Here is an 18,618-nt window from a genome sequence, read left to right as displayed (position 1 = left end):
ATCCTGCACCCGGGCCGGGGCCGGGTTTTGTCGTACCCCGGTGGGAGGATGGGGACATGACTTCTTCAATGGGGAAGACGGCCGATGTGGGGTGGAACATCGGGGTTTCCCGGACCTTGCCGTACGCGGCGGAAACGGTGTGGGACTTCCTGGTCAGCCGCGAAGGCGTCGCCATCTGGCTCGGCCCCGGGGTCGAGCTGCCCCGGGTGAAGGGCGCGGAGTACGAGACGGCGAACGGCACGGTCGGGGAGATCCGCGCCTACGTCGACAACGACCGGGTGCGGCTGACGTGGCGGCCGAGCGACTGGGACCACGACTCGACGGTCCAGGTCCGCCTGAGCGGCTCGGGCGCCAAGACCACGCTGCGGTTCCACCAGGAATGGCTTTCGGACGCGGAGGAACGCGAGGAACAGCGGGCATACTGGCAGGACGTGACCGAGCGCGTGGTGGCGGCACTCGCCGAGCGCTGAGGCTGACTGCATGGGGGCGGGTATGACGACTTTGGAAGTGGCCGAAGACTTCGCGCAGGACGCGCACCTGTTCGCGGCGATGCTGCGGGCGGGCGGGCCGGTGCGCCGGGTCCGGATGCCGCGTGGGCTGGACTGCTACGTCGTCACGGATTTCGCACTGGCACGGGCTCTGCTGGCGGATTCCCGGCTGCACAAGGACAACCGGCGCGCGTACGAGCTGTTCGAGGCGAAGCTCCCGGCCGGGGCGACGAACCAGGGCGGCTTCGGCGAAGCGCTCGGGCGCCACATGCTCAACACCGACCCGCCGGACCACTCGCGGCTGCGCAAACTGGTCAACAAGGCGTTCACCGGGCGGACGGTGGCCCGGCTGCGGCCGCGGATCGAGGAGATCACCACCGAGCTGCTCGACGCGCTGGCCGGGCAGGAGCGCGTCGACCTGCTGCCGGCGTTCGCCGCGCCGCTGCCCATCACGGTGATCTGCGAGCTGCTGGGCGTCGCGCCGGAGGACCGCAACGAGTTCTCCGCCTGGTCGAAGACGCTGCTGAGCTCGTCGACGCCGGAAGACGCGCAGCACGCGGCGCAGAGCATGCTCACCTACCTCACCGGCCTGGTCGAGCAGAAGCGCGCCGAGCCGGCCGAAGACCTGCTGTCGGACCTGGTCCACGCGAGCGACGACGGCGACTCGCTGTCGCAGGACGAGCTCATCGCGATGGCGTTCCTGCTGCTGGTCGCCGGCCACGAGACCACGGTCAACCTGATCGCCAACAGCGTCCTGGCGCTGCTGCGGGAGCCGGAGCAGCTGGCGCTGCTGCGCGCCGACCCGTCGCTGATGCCGGGTGCGGTCGAGGAGTTCCTGCGCTTCGACGGCCCGATCCACCTGGCCACGCTGCGGTTCACCGACGAGGCGGTCGAGGTGGGCGAGGTGACGATCCCGGCGGGCGAGTTCGTGCTGATCTCGCTGCTGGGCGCGAACCGCGACGACGAGCGGTTCCCGGACGCGGACCGTCTCGACGTCACGCGGGCGGCGGGCGGGCACCTGGCCTTCGGGCACGGCATCCACTACTGCGTGGGCGCGCCCTTGGCCCGCCTGGAGGCCGAGATCGCGCTGGCCGGCCTGCTGGCGCGGTTCCCGGACCTCGCGCTGGACGCGAAGCCGGACGAGCTGGTCTACCGGTACAGCTCGCTGGTGCACGGCCTGGAGGCCCTGCCCGTCCGCTTGTGACGCGTATCACTCGTTATCGGCCGAGAGGCTCCCTCGCGCGTGAAAGCGCCGAAGCCCGCACGAGAGGTGCGGGCCGGGTGAGGGGGAGTCACCTTGAGAACCAGATTTTTCGCGATGGTGCTCGCCGTGGTCGTGGCGGTCGTGGGCTGGGCGGTCCCGGCGGCCGCGGCCGGGGTCGACCTGCGCGGCACGGCGGTGGTCGAAGGCGGGCCGTACCTGCCCGGTGACCAGGTGACCGTCAAGTACACGGTCACCAACGCCGGCGACACCGGGGTGTACTACGCCCGCGGCTATTCGGTCGTGCTGGGCGGCACGGTGTTCGGCGTGGAAGAGGGCTGGGGCGACCTGGGGCCCGACGGGCTCGGCGCGAACTTCGCGCCCGGGGAGTCGCGGGACTACCTGCTCAAGGGCCACCTCGGCGGCGTCGCGAACGGCGATTCCGCACTGCGCTTGGCGGTGCGGTCCGGCGACAGCCCGCTCCTCGCGGTCGCCGACGTGGCCGTGCCCGTGGTGCGCGCCGAGGGCCGCAGCGCCATCGGCGGTCAGGTGTTCGGGGACGCCGACCAGGACGGTGTCGCCGACCCCGGCGAGGAACTCGCCGGAGCGCACGTCGAGCTGAACGGCTACAACGTGCACGAGACCCGGACGACCGGCGCCGACGGCCGGTTCTCCTTCCCGGACCTGCCGCCCGGCAGTTACGACCTCTACCTCTCGAGCGCGCCCGACGGCTGGCTGCCGCTCGGCGGAGGGCGGACCGTCCGTGTCGACGGCTCCGTACCCGTGGTCGACGTGCCGCTGCCGGCCGTGCGCCCGTTGTCCGAGACGCTGCGCGCGAAGCTCTCGCTGGACAAGGAGACCTACCACGCGGGTGACCCCGCGGTCATGACGGTGAAGCTGGTGAACACCGGCTCGCGGGTCATTTCGGGCCTTTACGGCGCCTGTGACGGCATCGGCTACGGCCGCGACCTCGACATCACCTCGGCCGGCTGGGGCGAGCTGGACTACTTCGGTGCCGGAGCCACGATCCGGCCGGGGGAGACCCGCGTGTTCCGGGTGCCCGGCACGGTTCGCGACGTCTCGGGGAGCTGGGGGTTCCTCGAGCAGTACTGCGACTTCGGCAACTACGAGAAGTACAGCGGCGAACCGAAGGGCCGGGACACGGCGAAGGTGACCGGGCGGACCGGGACGAGCACCGGCCGGATCGTCACGGAAACCGGTGACGGCCTGGCCGGGCAGCCGGTCAAGGCCACCGACGTCGACACGCACCGGGTGCTCACCGCGACGACGGGTGCCGACGGCAGCCTCACCTTCACCGGTCCCGCGGGGCGCTACGAGCTGTCGGTGCGCGGGCCGTGGGTGCTCGACGGGGCGGCGCCGGTGTACGTCGTGGCGGCGCCCCTGAACGGCAACGGATGGGTGTTCACGAGGCGCGCGGCCTGAGCCGGTTAAGGTCGGCGGATGGACTCCGCCGACCTGCTCGCCCTCGACGCTCAGCACGTTTGGCACCCCTACGCGCCGATGCCGGCGAAGGTGCCTTCGCTGCTGGTGACCGAGGCGAGCGGCGTCCGGCTCAAGCTCGCCGACGGCCGCGAGCTGGTCGACGGGATGTCGTCGTGGTGGTCGGCCGTGCACGGCTACCGGCACCCGGTGCTCGACGCCGCGCTCGCCGAACAGGCCGGGCGGATGAGCCACGTCATGTTCGGCGGCCTGACCCACGAGCCCGCGATCACCCTCGCCAAGACCCTGGTCGACGTGACGCCCGAGGGCCTCGAGCACGTCTTCCTCTGCGACTCCGGCTCGGTGTCGGTCGAGGTCGCCGCGAAGATGTGCCTGCAGTACCAGCGTTCCCGCGGGCTGCCGGAGAAGCGCCGGCTGCTGACCTGGCGCGGTGGTTACCACGGCGACACGTTCACGCCGATGAGCGTGTGCGACCCCGACGGCGGCATGCACTCGCTGTGGCGGGGCGTGCTGCCCGAGCAGGTCTTCGTGCCGGCCCCGCCGTCCGGCTTCGATACCCCGCCCGACCAGTCCTACTTGGACACGCTGGCGGACGCGATCGGTGCCCACGCCGGGGAACTGGCCGCGGTGATCGTCGAACCGGTCGTGCAGGGTGCCGGCGGGATGCGGTTCCACCACCCCGCCTACCTGCGTGCGCTGCGCGAACTGACCGAAGCGCACGACGTGCTGCTGATCTTCGACGAGATCGCGACCGGCTTCGGCCGCACCGGTGCGTTCTTCGCCGCCGGGCACGCGGGCGTGACGCCGGACGTGCTCTGCCTCGGCAAGGCGCTGACCGGCGGCTACCTGAGCATGGCGGCCGCGCTGTGCACGCCGGAGGTCGCGGCGGGGATCTCCCGCGGCGCGCTGCCGGTCCTCGCGCACGGGCCGACGTTCATGGGCAACCCGCTGGCCTCGGCGGTGGCGAACGCCTCGCTGGGACTCCTCGCCGGCGGCGCGTGGCGCCAGGACGTCAGCCGGCTCGAGAAGGGCCTGCTGGACGGCTTGGCGACGGCGCGCGACCTCGGCTCGGTGGTGGACGTCCGGGTGCTCGGCGGCATCGGCGTGCTGCAGCTCGACCACGCGGTCGACATGGCGGTGGCCACCGACGCCGCCACCGGGCTGGGCGTCTGGCTGCGGCCGTTCCGGGACCTCGTCTACGCGATGCCGCCGTACGTTTCGACTGACGACGACCTCGCCGCGATCACCCGTGCGATGCTTGCCGTGGCCGAAAAGGCGTGAATTCAGCACATCGGGTGTGACCACGCGCACACCGAGACCCGAAGGTCTCTCACCGTCGCGCTGCGTGCCGGTGCGCGGTCCACACCACGCGATCGGCGGAGGTTCCGGGCCGGTTTTCCCCGGAAAGGTCCGGGAAACCGAACCGGACCGTACCGGGGCAAACGCGAGAAATGCTTGCGTAGCGGACTTTTCGCGTCGCATCGGCGATCCTGCGTCCATGATCGAGATCGTTCGTGGTGAACACGACACCGGACCGCCGAAGAGCCCGAAAGCCCTGGAGAACCTCAAGCACGATGTCCTCGCTTCGATAGTCGTCTTCCTCGTCGCCGTCCCCCTGTCCCTCGGCGTGGCCTTCGCCGCCGGGGCGCCGCTGCTCTCGGGCCTGATCTCCGCCGTCGTCGGCGGGCTGGTCGCGAGCCTCCTCGGCGGATCGCCGCTGCAGGTCAGCGGTCCGTCCGCCGCCCTCACCGTGGTGCTGGCCGACACGATCGCCACCCACGGCTGGCCCGTCACCTGCGCGATCACCGTCGCCGCGGGCCTGCTCCAGATCCTCTTCGGCCTGACCCGCCTCGCCCGCGCCGCGCTCGCCGTGTCGCCGGCCATCGTCCACGGCCTGCTCGCCGGCATCGGCGTCACGCTCGTGCTCGGCCAGCTGCACGTCGTGCTCGGCGGCTCGGCGCAGGGTTCGGCGCTGGCCAACGTCCTCGCGTTGCCCGGGCAGATCGCCGCGCACCACGACCAGGCCGTGCTCGTCGGCGTCGTGACCCTCACGGTGCTGCTGGCCTGGCCGCGGCTGCCGCGCCCCGTCCGCCGGGTGCCCGCGCCGCTGGCCGCGATCGCGCTGGCCACCGGTCTTTCCGTCGCGGTGGGCCTGACCCTGCCGCGCGTCGACCTCCCGGCCGGGCTGCCGGAGCTGCACGTCGTGCCGCGGCTGCCGGACGGCGGCTGGGGCGGTTTCGCGCTCGCCGCGCTGACCATCGCGCTGATCGCCGGCCTGGAGAGCCTGCTGTCCGCGGTGTCCGTCGACAAGCTCCGCGGCGGCCAGCGCACCGACCTCGACCGCGAGCTCGTCGGGCAGGGCGCGGCGAACGTCGCCGCCGGCGTGCTCGGCGGGTTCCCGGTCACCGGCGTCATCGTGCGCAGCATGACCAACTACGAAGCGGGCGCGCGCACCCGCGCGTCGGCGATCCTGCACTGTGTCTGGATCCTCGCCGCGTGCCTGCTGTTCACCGGTGTCCTGCGGCTGATCCCGCTGGCCGCGCTCGCCGCGTTGCTCGTGTACGTCGGTGCGAAGCTCGTGAACCTCCACGGGCTCAAGGAAGTGCGGCGCCACGGCGACCTGCCGGTGTACGCCGTCACGCTCGCCGGCGCGGTCGCCGTCAACCTGCTGACCGGCGTCGCGGCCGGGGTCCTGCTGGCGCTCGCGATGATGCTGCGGCGGATGATCTTCTCCGGGATCCACATCGAGAAGGACGGCGACCGCCACCGCGTCGTCATCGAAGGGGCGCTGACGTTCCTGTCCGTGCCGCGGCTGACCCGGGTGCTCGCCGAGGTGCCGCCGCACGCCGAAGTCCGGCTGGAGCTGCTCGTCGACTACCTCGACCACGCCGCGTTCGACTGCCTGCGCGGCTGGCAGCAGGCCCACGCCGGGCCGGTGACGGTCGACGAGATCGGGCACCCGTGGTTCGAACGCGGCACCGCGGGCGCACCGACCGTGCGCCGCAGCGTCGCCGCGCGCGTCGTGCCGCGGTGGCTCGCGCCGTGGTCGGAGTGGCAGGCCGAGCACGTCGTGCTGCCGGCCCAGCGCACGGCCAGTTCCCTGCTGTGCCGCGGTGCTTCGGAGTTCCACCGCCGCACGGCGCCGTTGCTGCGCGACACCTGGAGCGGGCTGGCGAACGGGCAGCAGCCGCACACGCTGTTCATCACGTGCGGGGACGCGCGGATCGTGCCGAACCTCATCACCACGAGCGGGCCGGGGGACCTGTTCACGGTGCGGAACATCGGCAACCTGGTGCCGCCGGCGGACGGGGACGATTCCTCGGTCGGGGCGGCGATCGAGTACGCCGTCGGGGTGCTCGGGGTCGCCGAGATCGTGGTGTGCGGGCATTCCGGCTGCGGGGCGATGAAGGCGTTGCTCGGGCAGGCGCCGGATGGGCTGGTGCAGCTGGGCAGCTGGCTGCGGCACGGCGAAGCGACGTTGCGGCGCCGGAGTCGTGAGGCTCCGCTCCTGCTCGGCGGCGGCCGGCCTGCCGCCGAGGCCGACCAGCTCGCGTTGCAGAACGTGGTGCAGCAGCTGGAAACCCTGCGCGGCTACCCTGTGGTCGCGGAGGCGCTGGCGCGCGGCGGGCTCCGGCTGACCGGGATGTACTTCGACGTCGGCGCCGCGCAAGTGTCCCTTTTGGACGATGCGGCGCGCGGGTTCGTGCCGGCGGGTGCGCTGGAGCACTGACGCGGGCGAGGGCCGTCTCCGAGGTTCGGGGGCGGCCTTCGCTTGTGTCGTACGGCTTTCAACTGTCACGCGACCGAAATGATCTTGTGAACGGCGAGTGAACTTGACGCCCGATTTGTGACGTTCAGGCTAAATGTGGCCAGTTGTTCACTCGAACGGGTGGCACATAGCGGACATTTCACACGATTTCCGGTTGCATGGTGATCATGAGACCCCTCGCCGTGCTCCGCCACGACCTGCCGGCCTCACTGGTCGTCTTCCTCGTCGCAGTGCCTTTGTCCCTCGGTATCGCCCTCGCTTCGGGCGCGCCGGTCGCCGCCGGGCTGATCGCCGCTGTCGTCGGCGGCGTCGTCGCCGGCGCGCTCGGCGGCTCCGCGCTCCAGGTGAGCGGGCCGGCCGCCGGCCTGACCGTCGTCATGGCCGAAACCATCCAGACGTTCGGGTGGGCCGTCACCTGCGCGATCACCGTCGCCGCCGGCGCGTTGCAGATCCTGCTCGGATTGAGCCGGATCGCCCGCGCCGCGCTGGCCATCTCGCCTGCCATCGTGCACGGCATGCTGGCCGGCATCGGCGTCACGATCGTGCTCGGCCAGCTGCACGTCATCCTCGGCGGGAAGGCCCAGAGCTCGGCGGTGGAGAACATCGCCGAGCTGCCCGGCCAGATCGTCGCCCACCACGACTCCGCCGCCCTGATCGGCCTGCTCACCATCACGATCCTGCTGCTCTGGCCGAAGCTGCCGGCCGCCGTCCGCAAGGTGCCGGGGCCGCTGGCCGCGATCGCCGTCGCCACGGGCGTTTCGGTGGTCGCCGGGATGACGCTGCCCCGCGTCGAGCTGCCCGGTGACCTGCTGGACGTCCACCTGGTCCCGCAGCTGCCGGCCGGCTGGGGCGGGTTCGCGCTCGCCGTCGTCACCATCGCCCTGATCGCCAGCGTGGAGAGCCTGCTCTCGGCGGTCGCGGTCGACCGGCTGCACACCGGCCCGCGCGCGAACCTCGACCGTGAACTCGTCGGCCAGGGCGCGGCCAACATGCTGTCCGGCGCGATCGGCGGGCTGCCGGTCACCGGCGTCATCGTCCGCAGCTCCACGAACGTCGCCGCCGGCGCGAAGACGCGGGTGTCGGCGGTGCTGCACGGCGTCTGGGTGCTGCTGTTCGTCGTCCTGCTGGCCGGGCTGATCCAGAGCATCCCGCTGGCGGCGCTGGCCGGGCTGCTGGTGCACGTCGGCGCGAAGCTGGTCAACCCCGGGCACATGAGGACCGTCCTCGCCCACGGCGACCTGCCGGTGTACCTGCTGACGTTGGCCGGCGTCGTCGTGTTCGACCTGCTCACCGGCGTCCTCGCCGGGATCGGGCTCGCGCTGGTGCTGATGCTGCGCCGGACGTTGTGGTCCGGCATCCACGTCGAGCACGAAGGCGACGCCTGGCGCGTGGTCGTCGAAGGCGTCCTGACGTTCCTGTCGGTGCCCCGGCTGTCGAAGGTGCTCGGCGGCATCCCGGCCGGGGTGCCGGTGCGGCTGGAGCTGGTCGTCGACTACCTGGACCACGCAGCGTTCGAGAGCTTGACGACGTGGCAGCAGGCGCACGAGCGTGCCGGCGGCGCAGTGGACGTCGACGAGGTCGGCCACCCGTGGTTCGGCGAGGGCAAGGCGGGCCGTCCGACGCGGTCCCGGCTGGCCGCGAGCCGGGCGGTGCCGCGCTGGCTGGCGCCGTGGTCGGCGTGGCAGGCGGTGGAAGGGATCCCGGCCCAGCAGACCCGCCGCGGCGCGACGGAGTTCCACCGCCGCGCGGCGCCATTGCTGCGCGACACGCTGTCCGGGCTGGCGGACGGCCAGCGGCCGCGGGCGTTGTTCATCACCTGCGGCGACTCCCGGATCGTGCCGAACCTGATCACGACCAGCGGCCCGGGCGACCTGTTCACGATCCGCAACATCGGCAACCTGGTCCCGCCGGGGCAGGCGGACCCGTCGATGAACGCGTCGATCGAGTACGCGGTCGGGGTGCTGGGGGTGGAGGAGATCGTGGTGTGCGGCCATTCGGGCTGCGGCGCGATGGCGGCCCTGGCCGACGGCCCACCGGCCGGGCCGTTGTCCGTGTGGCTCCGGCACGCGGAGCCGAGCGCGCACCGCACCGGGTCGGCGACGTTGGACGGCGGGGTTCCGGAGCGGGAGGGTGATCGGCTGGCGTTGCACAACGTGCTGCAGCAGCTGGAGCACCTGCGGGAGTACCCGTCGGTGGCGGCCGCGGAGGCTGCGGGGAAGGTGCAGCTGACGGGGATGTACTTCGCGGTGGGGACGGCGCAGGTGTATCTGTTCGACGGGGCGGAGCGGACGTTCCGCCCGGCTGGGGCTTCGGCGGTGGTGCCGGGCGCTTGAGGCGGCATAGGTGGCTCGCGCTGCGGGGTGGGGCTTGGCCGGAGGCTGGACGCCCGCGCGGCCCGGCCGGCTCGCCCGGTGGGCGGGTTGCGAACAGCGGGGTCGGGCGCCGCAGCGGCGAGTGGTTGGCGCCCGAGGTTCGTGCCGGCCGGGCGCGCTCGGCCGGAGGTGGAGGCCTCGGTGCTGGATGCCGCCCGGCCCGGTCGCCCGGCGGGCGGTGGGGGCATGGCTTGCGGCCTCGCTCAGCCGCGACCGATGGGTCCGCTCCGGCGCGGTCGGGCCCCGGCGCCAGCCGGGCCGGCCGCGGCCGTTCGGAGATTCGTCGGCCGCGACCGCACCCGGGCCGCGTCCCACCACCCGAGCCCCCGAACCCGCCTCCGACCAGGGAACCTTCCCCCGCCTCCCCACGCCATCCGGTGCCCGCGGTGCGCGCCCGCTACCGCAGTCACTAAGTTGATGGTCCGTGACCATGCTGGTGATGACGGGGACCGGGACCGGGGTCGGCAAGACGATCACCACGGCGGCCATCGCCGCGCTCGCGGTGGCCGGGGGGCAGCGCGTTGCCGTCCTGAAACCCGCGCAGACCGGGGTCGGCCCCGATGAACCCGGGGACCTCGCCGATGTCCGGCGCCTCGCCGGCCGGGACGTCACCACCCGGGAGCTGCGGCGATATCCCGATCCCCTCTCGCCGGAGGCCGCCGCGCGGCGTAGTGGGCTTCCGTCGCTCGATCCCGGGGAGATCGCGCGGGCCGCCTCCGACCTCGACACCGGGCACGATCTCACCCTCATCGAAGGTGCCGGGGGACTGCTCGTGCGCTTCGACAAGGCCGGCTCCAGCCTCGCCGATGTCGCCTGGTCGCTCGGGTCGCTCGTCATCGTCGTCGCCGAAGCCGGGCTCGGGACGCTCAATGCCACCGCGCTCACCGCCGAGGTCGCCACCAAGCGGGGCCTGACCGTCGCCGGGGTCATCATCGGCTCGTGGCCCGCCGAACCGGACCTCGCCGCGCTGTCCAACCTCGAAGACCTGCCCGTCGCGGCCGGGGCGCCGCTGCTCGGTGCCCTCCCCGCCGGGCTCGGGGACGCCTCGCCCGAGGAGTTCCTGTCCGCCGCGCGGGCCGGGCTGTCGCCGTGGTTCGGCGGCGAATTCGACCCCGAGCTCTTCGCGGGCTGCGCTTCCGCCGGGAAGTGACCTGCGTCGCTGTCGTCCCGGCGTGCCGTCGTGCACGATGAGGGACGCTTCCACCACGATCAAGGAGACGCCGTGACCGCAGTCCCGGACACCGATGTCCTCGCCTACGCGCGCGAGCACGTCCTCGAAAACGGCGTCGGCCTGGGCGAAGCCGAAGTCCTCGAGGTGCTCCGGCTCCCCGACGACCGGTTGCCCGACCTGCTCGCGCTGGCGCACGACGTGCGGATGCGCTGGTGCGGTCCCGAGGTCGAGGTCGAGGGCATCATCAGCCTCAAGACCGGCGGCTGCCCGGAAGACTGCCACTTCTGCTCCCAGTCCGGCCGCTTCCCGACGCCGGTGCGCTCGGCGTGGCTCGACATCCCGAACCTGGTCAAGGCCGCCCGGCAGACCGCCGAGACCGGTGCGACGGAGTTCTGCATCGTCGCCGCCGTCCGCGGGCCGGACAAGCGCTTGCTCTCGCAGGTCCGCGAGGGCGTGAAGGCCATCCGCGAGGACGGCAACGACATCCAGATCGCCTGCTCGCTCGGCATGCTCACCCAGGAGCAGGTCGACGAGCTCGTCGACATGGGCGTGCACCGCTACAACCACAACCTCGAGACGGCGCGCTCGCACTTCCCCGAGGTCGTCACCACCCACACGTGGGAAGAGCGCGCGGACACGCTCCGGATGGTCGCGAAGGCGGGCATGGAGGTCTGCTGCGGCGGCATCATCGGCATGGGGGAGACGGTCGAGCAGCGCGCGGAGTTCGCGGTGCAGCTGGCCGAGCTGAGCCCGCACGAGGTGCCGATGAACTTCCTCATCCCGCAGCCGGGCACGCCGTACGAGCACTACGAAATCGTCGAGGGCAAGGACGCGCTGCGGACGGTCGCGGCGTTCCGGCTCGCGATGCCGCGCACCATGCTGCGCTTCGCCGGCGGCCGCGAGCTGACGCTGGGCGATCTCGGCGCGGAGCAGGGCATGCTCGGCGGCGTCAACGCGATCATCGTCGGCAACTACCTGACCAACCTGGGCCGTCCGGCTTCGGCGGACCTCGCGATGCTCGACGACCTCAAGATGCCCATCAAGGCCCTCAGTGACAGCCTCTGACGCTGCCTTCTGCGTCCACTGTGGACAGTCGTCGGACGGCGGTGCCGACCACCCGGCGTGCCACAACCCGAGGACGGCGCTGGAGCCGCCGCGCTACTGCACGTTCTGCGCGCGGCGGCTGGTGGTCCAGGTGAGCCCGCTGGGGTGGACGGCCCGCTGCAGCCGCCACGGCGAGACGGCGAGCGGCTGACGACGGCTTCGCGCCGGGCCCCGCGACACGACCGGCGGCTCACCGCCGCCACGCACCGACCGGTTACCCTCAGTCGCACCGTGTCGCAGGAGCATGGCGCAGGAGGGAGTCCGGGTGAGTGAGTCGTCGGGGCCCGCGCACCGGCCGTCGGCCGTGGCCGGCCCGTGGTCGGTGCCCGTGCTGGTCCGGGAGCGGCGGCCGCGGGTCGTCGTCAAGGCCGACCTGCTGCCCGCCGTGAGCGTGCTCGGCACCCTCAGCCTGCTGAGCTTCCCGCTCGCCTTCGCCTGGTCGCGCCTCGCGCCGCCGGAGCGCGTGCGCATCATCGGCTCCGACGGCACCCAGGGTGCCCTCGAGCTGGAGAGCTGGCACCGCTTCGACGACCTCGCCGTCTTCGGGCTCATGACGCTCGGGCTGGGGATCGTCGTCGGGGTCGTCGTCTGGCTGCTGCGCGAGCGCCGCGGGCCGGTCGTGTTCCTCGCCGCGGTGCTCGGCGTCGCCCTCGCGAGCGCGCTGGCCATGCTGCTCGGCGTCGGCTGGGCGAACAGCCACTACGCGATCGCCAGCGCGCCCGCGCTCGGCTCGGTCATCGAACTGGCGCCCCGCCTGGAGTCGTGGTGGGTGCTGCTCACCGGCCCGCTCGGCGTGACGGTCGTCTACAGCCTGCTCGCGACCTGGAACGGCCGCGACGACCTCGGCCGCCGCCTCGGCTGAACCCCGCCCCCGGGCCGGGGCGTTTCCCCTAGAGTGGTGCCCTCGACCACAGGGGGTTCAGTGACCGAAGACATCGAGGTTTCGCGGCCCAACGCCGTCCGTTTCCCGGGCATCAGCCCGCGCGCCTACGAACACCCGGTGGACCGCGGCGCGCTCGCGACCCTGCGGGCGGTGCCCGGGTTCGCCCAGGTCGTCAAGGCCGTTTCGGGGTTCTACAACGAGCGCGGCGAGCGGCTGATGGCGCTCGCGTCGTCGATCCGCGTCGGGCCCAAGCAGTACCCGGAGATCGATCGTCTGCGCCACGAGTGCGCCGAGACGCTGGACCTGCCCGCCGTGCCGAACGTGTTCGTCTACCAGGACCCGCGGGCCCAGGCGTCGGCGGTCGGGATGGACGAGCCGTTCATCCGGGTCAGCACCGGGCTCGTCGAGCTGATGGGCCACGAGTCGCTGCGGTTCGCGATCGGGCACGAGATGGGGCACGTGCTGTCCGGGCACACCGTCTACCGCACGATCATGGTGCGCCTGATCGGCCTGCAGATGTCGCTGTCGTGGACGCCGGTGAGCGCGCTCGGCATCCGGGCGATCATCGCGGCGCTGCGCGAGTGGTACCGCAAGGCCGAGCTGTCGTGCGACCGCGCCGGGCTGCTGTGCGGCCAGGACCCGACGGCCGCGCTGCGCGCCCAGATCCAGATCGCGGGCGGCGTCGACCCGGCCCGCATCGACATCCCGTCGTTCCTCCAGCAGGCCAACGAGTACGAGTCGGTCGACGACATCCGCGACAGCTTCCTCAAGCTGCGGTTCGTCGAAACCGAGACGCACCCGTTCGCGGTGGTCCGCGCGGCACAGCTGCAGAAGTGGGCGGCCTCGGAGGAGTACCGCGCGATCCTGGCCGGCGACTACCCGCGCCGCGACGACGACGCGCCGACGTCCGACTGGAAGGACGACCTGAAGTCGGCCGCGAAGTCGTACAAGGACTCGTGGAGCTCGTCGACCGACCCGCTGACGAAGGTGTTCAGCGACGTCGGCGAAGCGGTTTCCAGCACGGCGGGCAAGGTCTGGAACAAGTTCGGGAACGGCAACGGCAACGGCGCCGGGGACTGACTCAGTTGAGGCTGGCGGGCTTGCCGAGATCGGTGAGCTCGCCCGGCGGCAGCGGCACCGCGCCCAGCGTGTCCAGGAACCCCGCCTCCCGCGTCAGCAGCCGGCACGCGATGCGGAGCCGGCGCAGGGGGTGGCGTTCCTCCAGCAGCCGCTGACGGTCTTCCAGCGGCAGCAGGCAGTCCGCGGCCAGCTGGTAGGCCAGCTCGGCGAGTTCGGTGTCCGCGTCCGGGGTGTTCCAGTCGTCGCTGCGCCACGCCGTTTCGCAGTAGCGCCGGTGCGCCGTGCGGGCGACCACCGCGAGGCGTTCGGCCATGTCGCCGGACGGCGCCACCGGGTCGTCGTCGACCCACTCGACCGAGGCGATCAGGTACGGCGCCGAGACGCAGTCGAGCTCGGTGAGGCGGAAACGGCGCTGGGCCTGCGTGACGACGTCGAACCGGCCGTCCGGCAGGCGCTTCGCCTCGCGCAGCACCGTGCTGCAGCCGATTTCGTACAGTTGGTCCAGACCACGGACCTCGCGGGTCAGTGATGACCGCAGGGCCACCACGCCGAACTCGCGCCCCGGCACGGTGCCGCTGACGAGATCGGCCATCAGCTGCCGGTACCGCGGCTCGAAGATGTGCAGCGGCAGCTTGGTCCCCGGGAGCAGAACCGTCTGCAGCGGGAACAACGGCAGCAAGGTCGTCGTCGCGTCGCTTTCCGATTCCGGCTCTGTCACGCGTCAACCGTAAGGGGAGAACGCCTTCCGCGCAGGATGGTCACCGGTTCGGCGGCTTGAGCACCGCGAACGGATCGGTGATCTGCATGCCTTTGCCGGCGAAGGAGAACAGGGCCGCGGGACGCCCTCCCGCACGGCCGGGCGGGGCCGTGTGACCAGTGGGAACCAGCAGGCCGCGCCGGGAGAGCACCCGCTGCAGGTTGGTCGCCGAGACGCGGTAGCCCAGCGCCGCCGAATACAGCCCGCGCAGCGCGGAGATCGTGAACTCCTCGGGTGCCAGCGCGAACCCGAGGTTGGTGTAGGAGAGCTTCGAGCGCAGCCGGTCGCGGGCGCGCAGCACGATCGCCTCGTGGTCGAACGCCGTCCGCGGCAGCTTCGCGACGTCGTGCCACTCGGTGTCCTCGGGCACCTCGGGGTCGGCGTCGGAGGGGACCAGGGCGAGGAACGCCGTCGCCACCACGCGCGGGCCGGGGACCCGGTGGGGGTCGCTGAACACCGCGAGCTGCTCGACGTGCTCGATCCGGCGGATGTCGACCTTCTCCTTGAGCTGGCGCCGGACCGACGTCTCGACGTCCTCGTCGGGCCGCAGCCGCCCGCCCGGCAGTGACCAGCGGCCGAGGTGCGGGTCGAGCGCGCGGCGCCACAGCAGCACCCGCAGTGTGTCCGAGCGCACTTGAAGGACCGCTCCCAAAACCTCGTGGGCCAGGGGTGCCTGGGTGTTAAGATGACTTCGCACGGTTTTCGATTATAAGGCGAAAACCGGAGACAGGTCCAGGAGGGCCCGATGACCAGCACGTTGGTTCCGGAAGGTCTCACCCCGTTCGGCGGGGTCGAGGCGAACGCGGAGTGGGCGGAGGAGGTGCGGCGCCTGGCGAAGCAGCGCGACGCGGTCCTGCTCGCGCACAACTACCAGGTCCCGGAGATCCAGGACATCGCCGACCACACCGGCGACTCCCTCGCGCTCAGCCGCATCGCGGCGAGCAGCGACGCGTCCACCATCGTCTTCTGCGGTGTGCACTTCATGGCCGAGACCGCGAAGATCCTCGCCCCGGAGAAGACCGTCCTGATCCCGGACGCGCGGGCCGGCTGCTCGCTGGCCGACTCCATCACCGGCGCCGAGCTGCGCGCCTGGAAGGCCGAGCACCCGGGCGCGGTGGTCGTCTCCTACGTCAACACCACGGCCGAGGTGAAGGCCGAGACGGACATCTGCTGCACGTCCTCGAACGCGGTCGACGTCGTCGCCTCCATCCCCGCTGACCAGGAGGTTCTCTTCCTGCCGGACCAGTTCCTCGGCGCGCACGTCAAGCGCGTGACCGGCCGGGACAACATCCACATCTGGGCCGGGGAGTGCCACGTCCACGCCGGGATCAACGGCGCCGAGCTGGCCGAGCGCGCGGCCGCGAACCCGGACGCGGACCTGTTCATCCACCCCGAGTGCGGGTGCGCGACGTCGGCGCTCTACCTGGCGGGCGAGGGCGCGGTGGCGCCGGATCGGGTCAAGATCCTCTCGACCGGCGACATGGTCCACGAGGCCCGCGACACGAAGGCCAAGACCGTCCTGGTGGCCACCGAGATCGGCATGATCCACCAGCTCCGCAAGGCCGCGCCGGGCATCGACTTCCGCGCGGTGAACGACCGCGCGTCCTGCCGGTACATGAAGATGATCACGCCCGCGGCCCTGCTGCGCTGCCTGCGTGACGGCCTGGACGAGGTGCACGTCGACCTGGAAACCGCTTCGAAGGCCCGTGCTTCGGTGCAGCGGATGATCGAGATCGGGCAGCCTGGCGGCGGCGAATGACCACGCCGGTTAATGACCCCCAGGCGAAAACTCCGGTTTGGGAGGCTCGCGCGGATCTGGTCGTGGTCGGCAGCGGCGTCGCCGGCCTGACCGCGGCGCTGCGCGCGCAGGCACTCGGGCTGCACGTCCTGGTCGTCACCAAGGCGGCGGTCGAGGACGGCAACACGCGCTGGGCCCAGGGCGGCGTCGCCGTGGTCCTGGAAGACCAGCACGACCTCGACGACTCGGTAGCGAAGCACGCGGAGGACACCTTCACCGCGGGTGCCGGGCTGGTCGACGAGGCCGCCGCCCGCTCGATCCTCGACGGCGGCCCGGCCGCGATCGCCCGGCTGCGGGCGGACGGCGCGACGTTCGACTCTTCGGGTGACGGCCTGCTGGCCCGGGCCCGCGAGGGCGGGCACAGCGCGTTCCGCGTCATCCACGCGGGCGGCGACGCCACCGGCGCCGAGGTCGAACGCGCCCTGGTCGCGCAGGCCGGGCAGGCGCGGGTGCCGGTGCTGGAGCACCACATCGCCGTCGACGCGCTGCGCACGCCGGGCGGACGGGTCGCCGGCATCACCGTGCTCGATCGCAACGGCGTCCCCGGCGTCGTCCGGGCGTCGGCCGTGCTGCTGGCCAGCGGCGGGATCGGGCAGCTCTACCAGGCGACGTCGAACCCGGAGATCGCCACCGGTGACGGGCTCGCGCTCGCGCTGCGGGCCGGGGCGACCGTCGCGGACATCGAGTTCGTCCAGTTCCACCCGACCGTCCTGTTCACCCCGGGCGCGCGGGGGCGCCGCCCGCTGGTCACCGAGGCCGTTCGCGGCGAGGGCGCGACGCTGGTAGACGGCGCCGGGCTGGCGGTCATGGCGGGCGTGCACCCGCTCGGCGACCTGGCGCCCCGCGACGTCGTCTCGGCGGCGATCACGCGCCGGATGGCCTCGGCGCCCGGCGGGATCGACGACCACGTCTTCCTCGACGCGACGTCGATCGCCGGGTTCGGGCAGCGGTTCCCGACGGTGTTCGCGGCGTGCGCGGCGCTGGGCCTCGACCCCGCGTCGGACCCGATCCCGGTGGTGCCCGCGGCGCACTTCTCGTGCGGTGGCGTGGCGACCACTGTGGACGGACGCTCGTCGGTGCCCGGGCTGTACGCCGCCGGCGAGGTGGCGCGGACCGGGCTGCACGGCGCGAACCGGTTGGCGTCCAACAGCTTGCTCGAAGGTCTGGTCGTCGGGCAGCGCGTGGCGGAGGCCGTCGCGGCGGACCTCGCGGCCGGGCTGCTGGCCGATCCTGCGCGGGGGCGGTTGCCTTCGTGGACCGTCGCGCCGGCCGCCGGGCGGGACGCGCTGCAGCGCGTGATGAGCCGGTACGCGGCGATCGGCCGGGACGCCGACGGCCTGGCGGCGGCCGGTTCGGTGATCGACCTGTCGACCCAGGACAGTCCGCTGTGGACACACGCGGCGGTCGAAGACGCGGCGCTCACCGTGGTGGCGCAGGCGTTGCTCTCGGCGGCGGTCCGGCGCACCGAGTCGCGCGGCTGCCACGTGCGGACCGACTTCCCGGCGCCGGACGAGAACTGGCGGCGCAGCCAGCACATCCGGCTCAGCCCGTCCGGCCAGCCGGTGCTGGCCGACCCGATCCCCCTGGAGGGCGTGGCATGACTTTCCCGATCTCCGAACCCGTCCTGAAGCTGATCGCCGCGTCCGGCCTCGACGTCGAGGACGTGACGCGGGTGGTTTCCACGGCGCTGGGCGAGGACCTGCGCTACGGGCCGGACGCGACGACGGCGTCGACGGTCCCTGATTCCGCCGTCGCGGTGGCCGAGCTGACCCCGCGCGTCGACGGCGTCGTGGCCGGGCTGCCGGTCGCGCTGGCCGTGTTCGACATGGTGCTGGGCGACGGGTACGAGGTGCTGGCCGGGCGGGAAGACGGCGAGCGGCTGGTGGCGGGGGAGCCCGCGCTGGTGCTGCGCGGTCCCGTGCGCGGGCTGCTCACCGCCGAGCGGACGGCGCTGAACCTGCTGTGCCACCTCTCCGGCGTCGCGACCGCGACCGCCGCGTGGGTGTCCGAAGTGGACGGTACCGGCTGCGCGATCCGGGACTCCCGCAAGACGTTGCCGGGACTGCGGCTGCTGCAGAAGTACGCCGTCCGGTGCGGCGGCGGGGTGAACCACCGGCTCGGGCTGGGCGACGCGGTGCTGATCAAGGACAACCACGTCGTCGCCGCCGGTTCGGTGACCGCGGCGCTGGCCGCGGCCCGGGCGCACGCGCCGGAACTGGCCTGCGAGGTGGAGGTCGACACGCTCGAGCAGCTGGAGGAGGCGCTGGCCGCGGCCGCGGATGAGGTGCTGCTGGACAACTTCACGCCGGAGCAGTGCCGGCAGGCCGTCGCGCGCCGCGACGAGGTTTCCCCCAAGACGCGGCTGGAATCCTCTGGTGGCCTCACCCTCGACCGTGGTAAGGCCTACGCGGAGTCCGGTGTGGACTATCTGTCGGTGGGCGGGCTGACCCACTCTTCGCCCGCGTTGGATCTGGGCATGGACCTTCGCTGAACGGTGTTTCGCGGGTAGACTGGCGGTGGCGGAAGTTCTTTCC

General features: G+C 72.5%; 16 protein-coding genes. 14 read left to right on the top strand and 2 right to left on the bottom strand.

Going from position 1 to position 18,618, the window contains the following annotated elements:
• The first annotated feature begins 68 nt into the window (after positions 1-68).
• From ACZ7PG_RS11220 to ACZ7PG_RS11170, 11 genes are all read left to right on the top strand, one after another.
• Positions 69-470 carry an SRPBCC family protein gene (locus ACZ7PG_RS11220; protein WP_470239043.1) on the top strand — a complete coding sequence of 134 codons (402 nt, stop codon included), beginning with the start codon at positions 69-71 and terminating at the stop codon, positions 468-470.
• Positions 471-492: 22 nt separating this feature from the next.
• Positions 493-1,692, top strand: coding sequence for a cytochrome P450 family protein (locus tag ACZ7PG_RS11215; protein ID WP_470238911.1), 1,200 nt, complete (start codon positions 493-495; stop codon positions 1,690-1,692).
• Between the two features lie 93 nt (positions 1,693-1,785).
• Positions 1,786-3,132: an SdrD B-like domain-containing protein gene (locus ACZ7PG_RS11210; protein ID WP_470238910.1), complete on the top strand. Its 1,347-nt coding sequence runs from the start codon at positions 1,786-1,788 to the stop codon at positions 3,130-3,132.
• An 18-nt stretch (positions 3,133-3,150) separates the two neighbouring features.
• Positions 3,151-4,431 carry an adenosylmethionine--8-amino-7-oxononanoate transaminase gene (locus ACZ7PG_RS11205; protein WP_470238909.1) on the top strand — a complete coding sequence of 427 codons (1,281 nt, stop codon included), beginning with the start codon at positions 3,151-3,153 and terminating at the stop codon, positions 4,429-4,431.
• A gap of 217 nt (positions 4,432-4,648) precedes the next feature.
• Positions 4,649-6,880 carry a bifunctional SulP family inorganic anion transporter/carbonic anhydrase gene (locus ACZ7PG_RS11200; protein WP_470238908.1) on the top strand — a complete coding sequence of 744 codons (2,232 nt, stop codon included), beginning with the start codon at positions 4,649-4,651 and terminating at the stop codon, positions 6,878-6,880.
• A 197-nt stretch (positions 6,881-7,077) separates the two neighbouring features.
• Positions 7,078-9,252 carry a SulP family inorganic anion transporter gene (locus tag ACZ7PG_RS11195; protein WP_470238907.1) on the top strand — a complete coding sequence of 725 codons (2,175 nt, stop codon included), beginning with the start codon at positions 7,078-7,080 and terminating at the stop codon, positions 9,250-9,252.
• Between the two features lie 463 nt (positions 9,253-9,715).
• Entirely contained in the window at positions 9,716-10,441 is a 726-nt protein-coding gene (bioD, locus tag ACZ7PG_RS11190; RefSeq protein ID WP_470238906.1) for a dethiobiotin synthase, read from the top strand.
• A gap of 72 nt (positions 10,442-10,513) precedes the next feature.
• Entirely contained in the window at positions 10,514-11,527 is a 1,014-nt protein-coding gene (gene bioB, locus ACZ7PG_RS11185) for a biotin synthase BioB (RefSeq protein WP_470238905.1), read from the top strand.
• Positions 11,514-11,717, top strand: coding sequence for a biotin synthase auxiliary protein BsaP (gene bsaP, locus ACZ7PG_RS11180; protein ID WP_470238904.1), 204 nt, complete (start codon positions 11,514-11,516; stop codon positions 11,715-11,717). Before bioB ends, bsaP begins: the two co-directional genes overlap by 14 nt.
• Before the next feature lie 114 nt (positions 11,718-11,831).
• A complete protein-coding gene (locus ACZ7PG_RS11175; protein ID WP_470238903.1) occupies positions 11,832-12,428 on the top strand; it encodes a DUF2567 domain-containing protein in 597 nt (198 codons plus the stop codon).
• A gap of 60 nt (positions 12,429-12,488) precedes the next feature.
• Positions 12,489-13,529, top strand: coding sequence for a M48 family metallopeptidase (locus ACZ7PG_RS11170; protein WP_470238902.1), 1,041 nt, complete (start codon positions 12,489-12,491; stop codon positions 13,527-13,529).
• A gap of 1 nt (position 13,530) precedes the next feature.
• On the opposite strand, the gene ACZ7PG_RS11165 is transcribed toward ACZ7PG_RS11170, so the two are convergent.
• Both ACZ7PG_RS11165 and ACZ7PG_RS11160 read right to left on the bottom strand, forming a co-directional pair.
• On the bottom strand, positions 13,531-14,247 hold the full coding sequence (locus tag ACZ7PG_RS11165) for an LON peptidase substrate-binding domain-containing protein (RefSeq protein WP_470238901.1): 717 nt from the start codon (positions 14,245-14,247) through the stop codon (positions 13,531-13,533).
• Between the two features lie 40 nt (positions 14,248-14,287).
• Positions 14,288-14,920: an NUDIX hydrolase gene (locus ACZ7PG_RS11160; RefSeq protein WP_470238900.1), complete on the bottom strand. Its 633-nt coding sequence runs from the start codon at positions 14,918-14,920 to the stop codon at positions 14,288-14,290.
• A 111-nt stretch (positions 14,921-15,031) separates the two neighbouring features.
• Here ACZ7PG_RS11160 and nadA point away from each other — a divergent pair, with 111 nt between their 5' ends.
• Genes nadA through nadC form a run of 3 tightly spaced genes read left to right on the top strand, consistent with a single transcriptional unit; the run spans position 15,032 to position 18,575 of the window.
• Complete coding sequence (gene nadA, locus ACZ7PG_RS11155; protein WP_470238899.1) at positions 15,032-16,045, top strand: quinolinate synthase NadA; 1,014 nt, start codon at positions 15,032-15,034, stop codon at positions 16,043-16,045.
• A complete protein-coding gene (locus ACZ7PG_RS11150) occupies positions 16,042-17,685 on the top strand; it encodes an L-aspartate oxidase (RefSeq protein WP_470238898.1) in 1,644 nt (547 codons plus the stop codon). Before nadA ends, ACZ7PG_RS11150 begins: the two co-directional genes overlap by 4 nt.
• Entirely contained in the window at positions 17,682-18,575 is an 894-nt protein-coding gene (gene nadC / locus ACZ7PG_RS11145; protein ID WP_470238897.1) for a carboxylating nicotinate-nucleotide diphosphorylase, read from the top strand. The genes ACZ7PG_RS11150 and nadC overlap by 4 nt, the downstream gene beginning before the upstream one ends.
• Positions 18,576-18,618 lie beyond the last annotated feature (43 nt).

It is taken from the genome of Amycolatopsis sp. NPDC114504, from assembly GCF_055633595.1.
Note: the sequence above shows the minus strand (reverse complement) of the source record. Positions and strands in the feature narration are given on the sequence as shown.

What these genes read in the sequence shown, in the direction of transcription:
- ACZ7PG_RS11220 (WP_470239043.1), top strand. Translation starts at nt 69, where the DNA reads ATGGGGAAGACGGCCGATGTGGGGTGGAACATCGGGGTTTCCCGGACC.
- ACZ7PG_RS11215 (WP_470238911.1), top strand. Translation starts at nt 493, where the DNA reads ATGACGACTTTGGAAGTGGCCGAAGACTTCGCGCAGGACGCGCACCTG.
- ACZ7PG_RS11205 (WP_470238909.1), top strand. Translation starts at nt 3,151, where the DNA reads ATGGACTCCGCCGACCTGCTCGCCCTCGACGCTCAGCACGTTTGGCAC.
- ACZ7PG_RS11200 (WP_470238908.1), top strand. Translation starts at nt 4,649, where the DNA reads ATGATCGAGATCGTTCGTGGTGAACACGACACCGGACCGCCGAAGAGC.
- ACZ7PG_RS11195 (WP_470238907.1), top strand. Translation starts at nt 7,078, where the DNA reads ATGGTGATCATGAGACCCCTCGCCGTGCTCCGCCACGACCTGCCGGCC.
- nadA (WP_470238899.1), top strand. Translation starts at nt 15,032, where the DNA reads ATGACCAGCACGTTGGTTCCGGAAGGTCTCACCCCGTTCGGCGGGGTC.
- ACZ7PG_RS11150 (WP_470238898.1), top strand. Translation starts at nt 16,042, where the DNA reads ATGACCACGCCGGTTAATGACCCCCAGGCGAAAACTCCGGTTTGGGAG.
- nadC (WP_470238897.1), top strand. Translation starts at nt 17,682, where the DNA reads ATGACTTTCCCGATCTCCGAACCCGTCCTGAAGCTGATCGCCGCGTCC.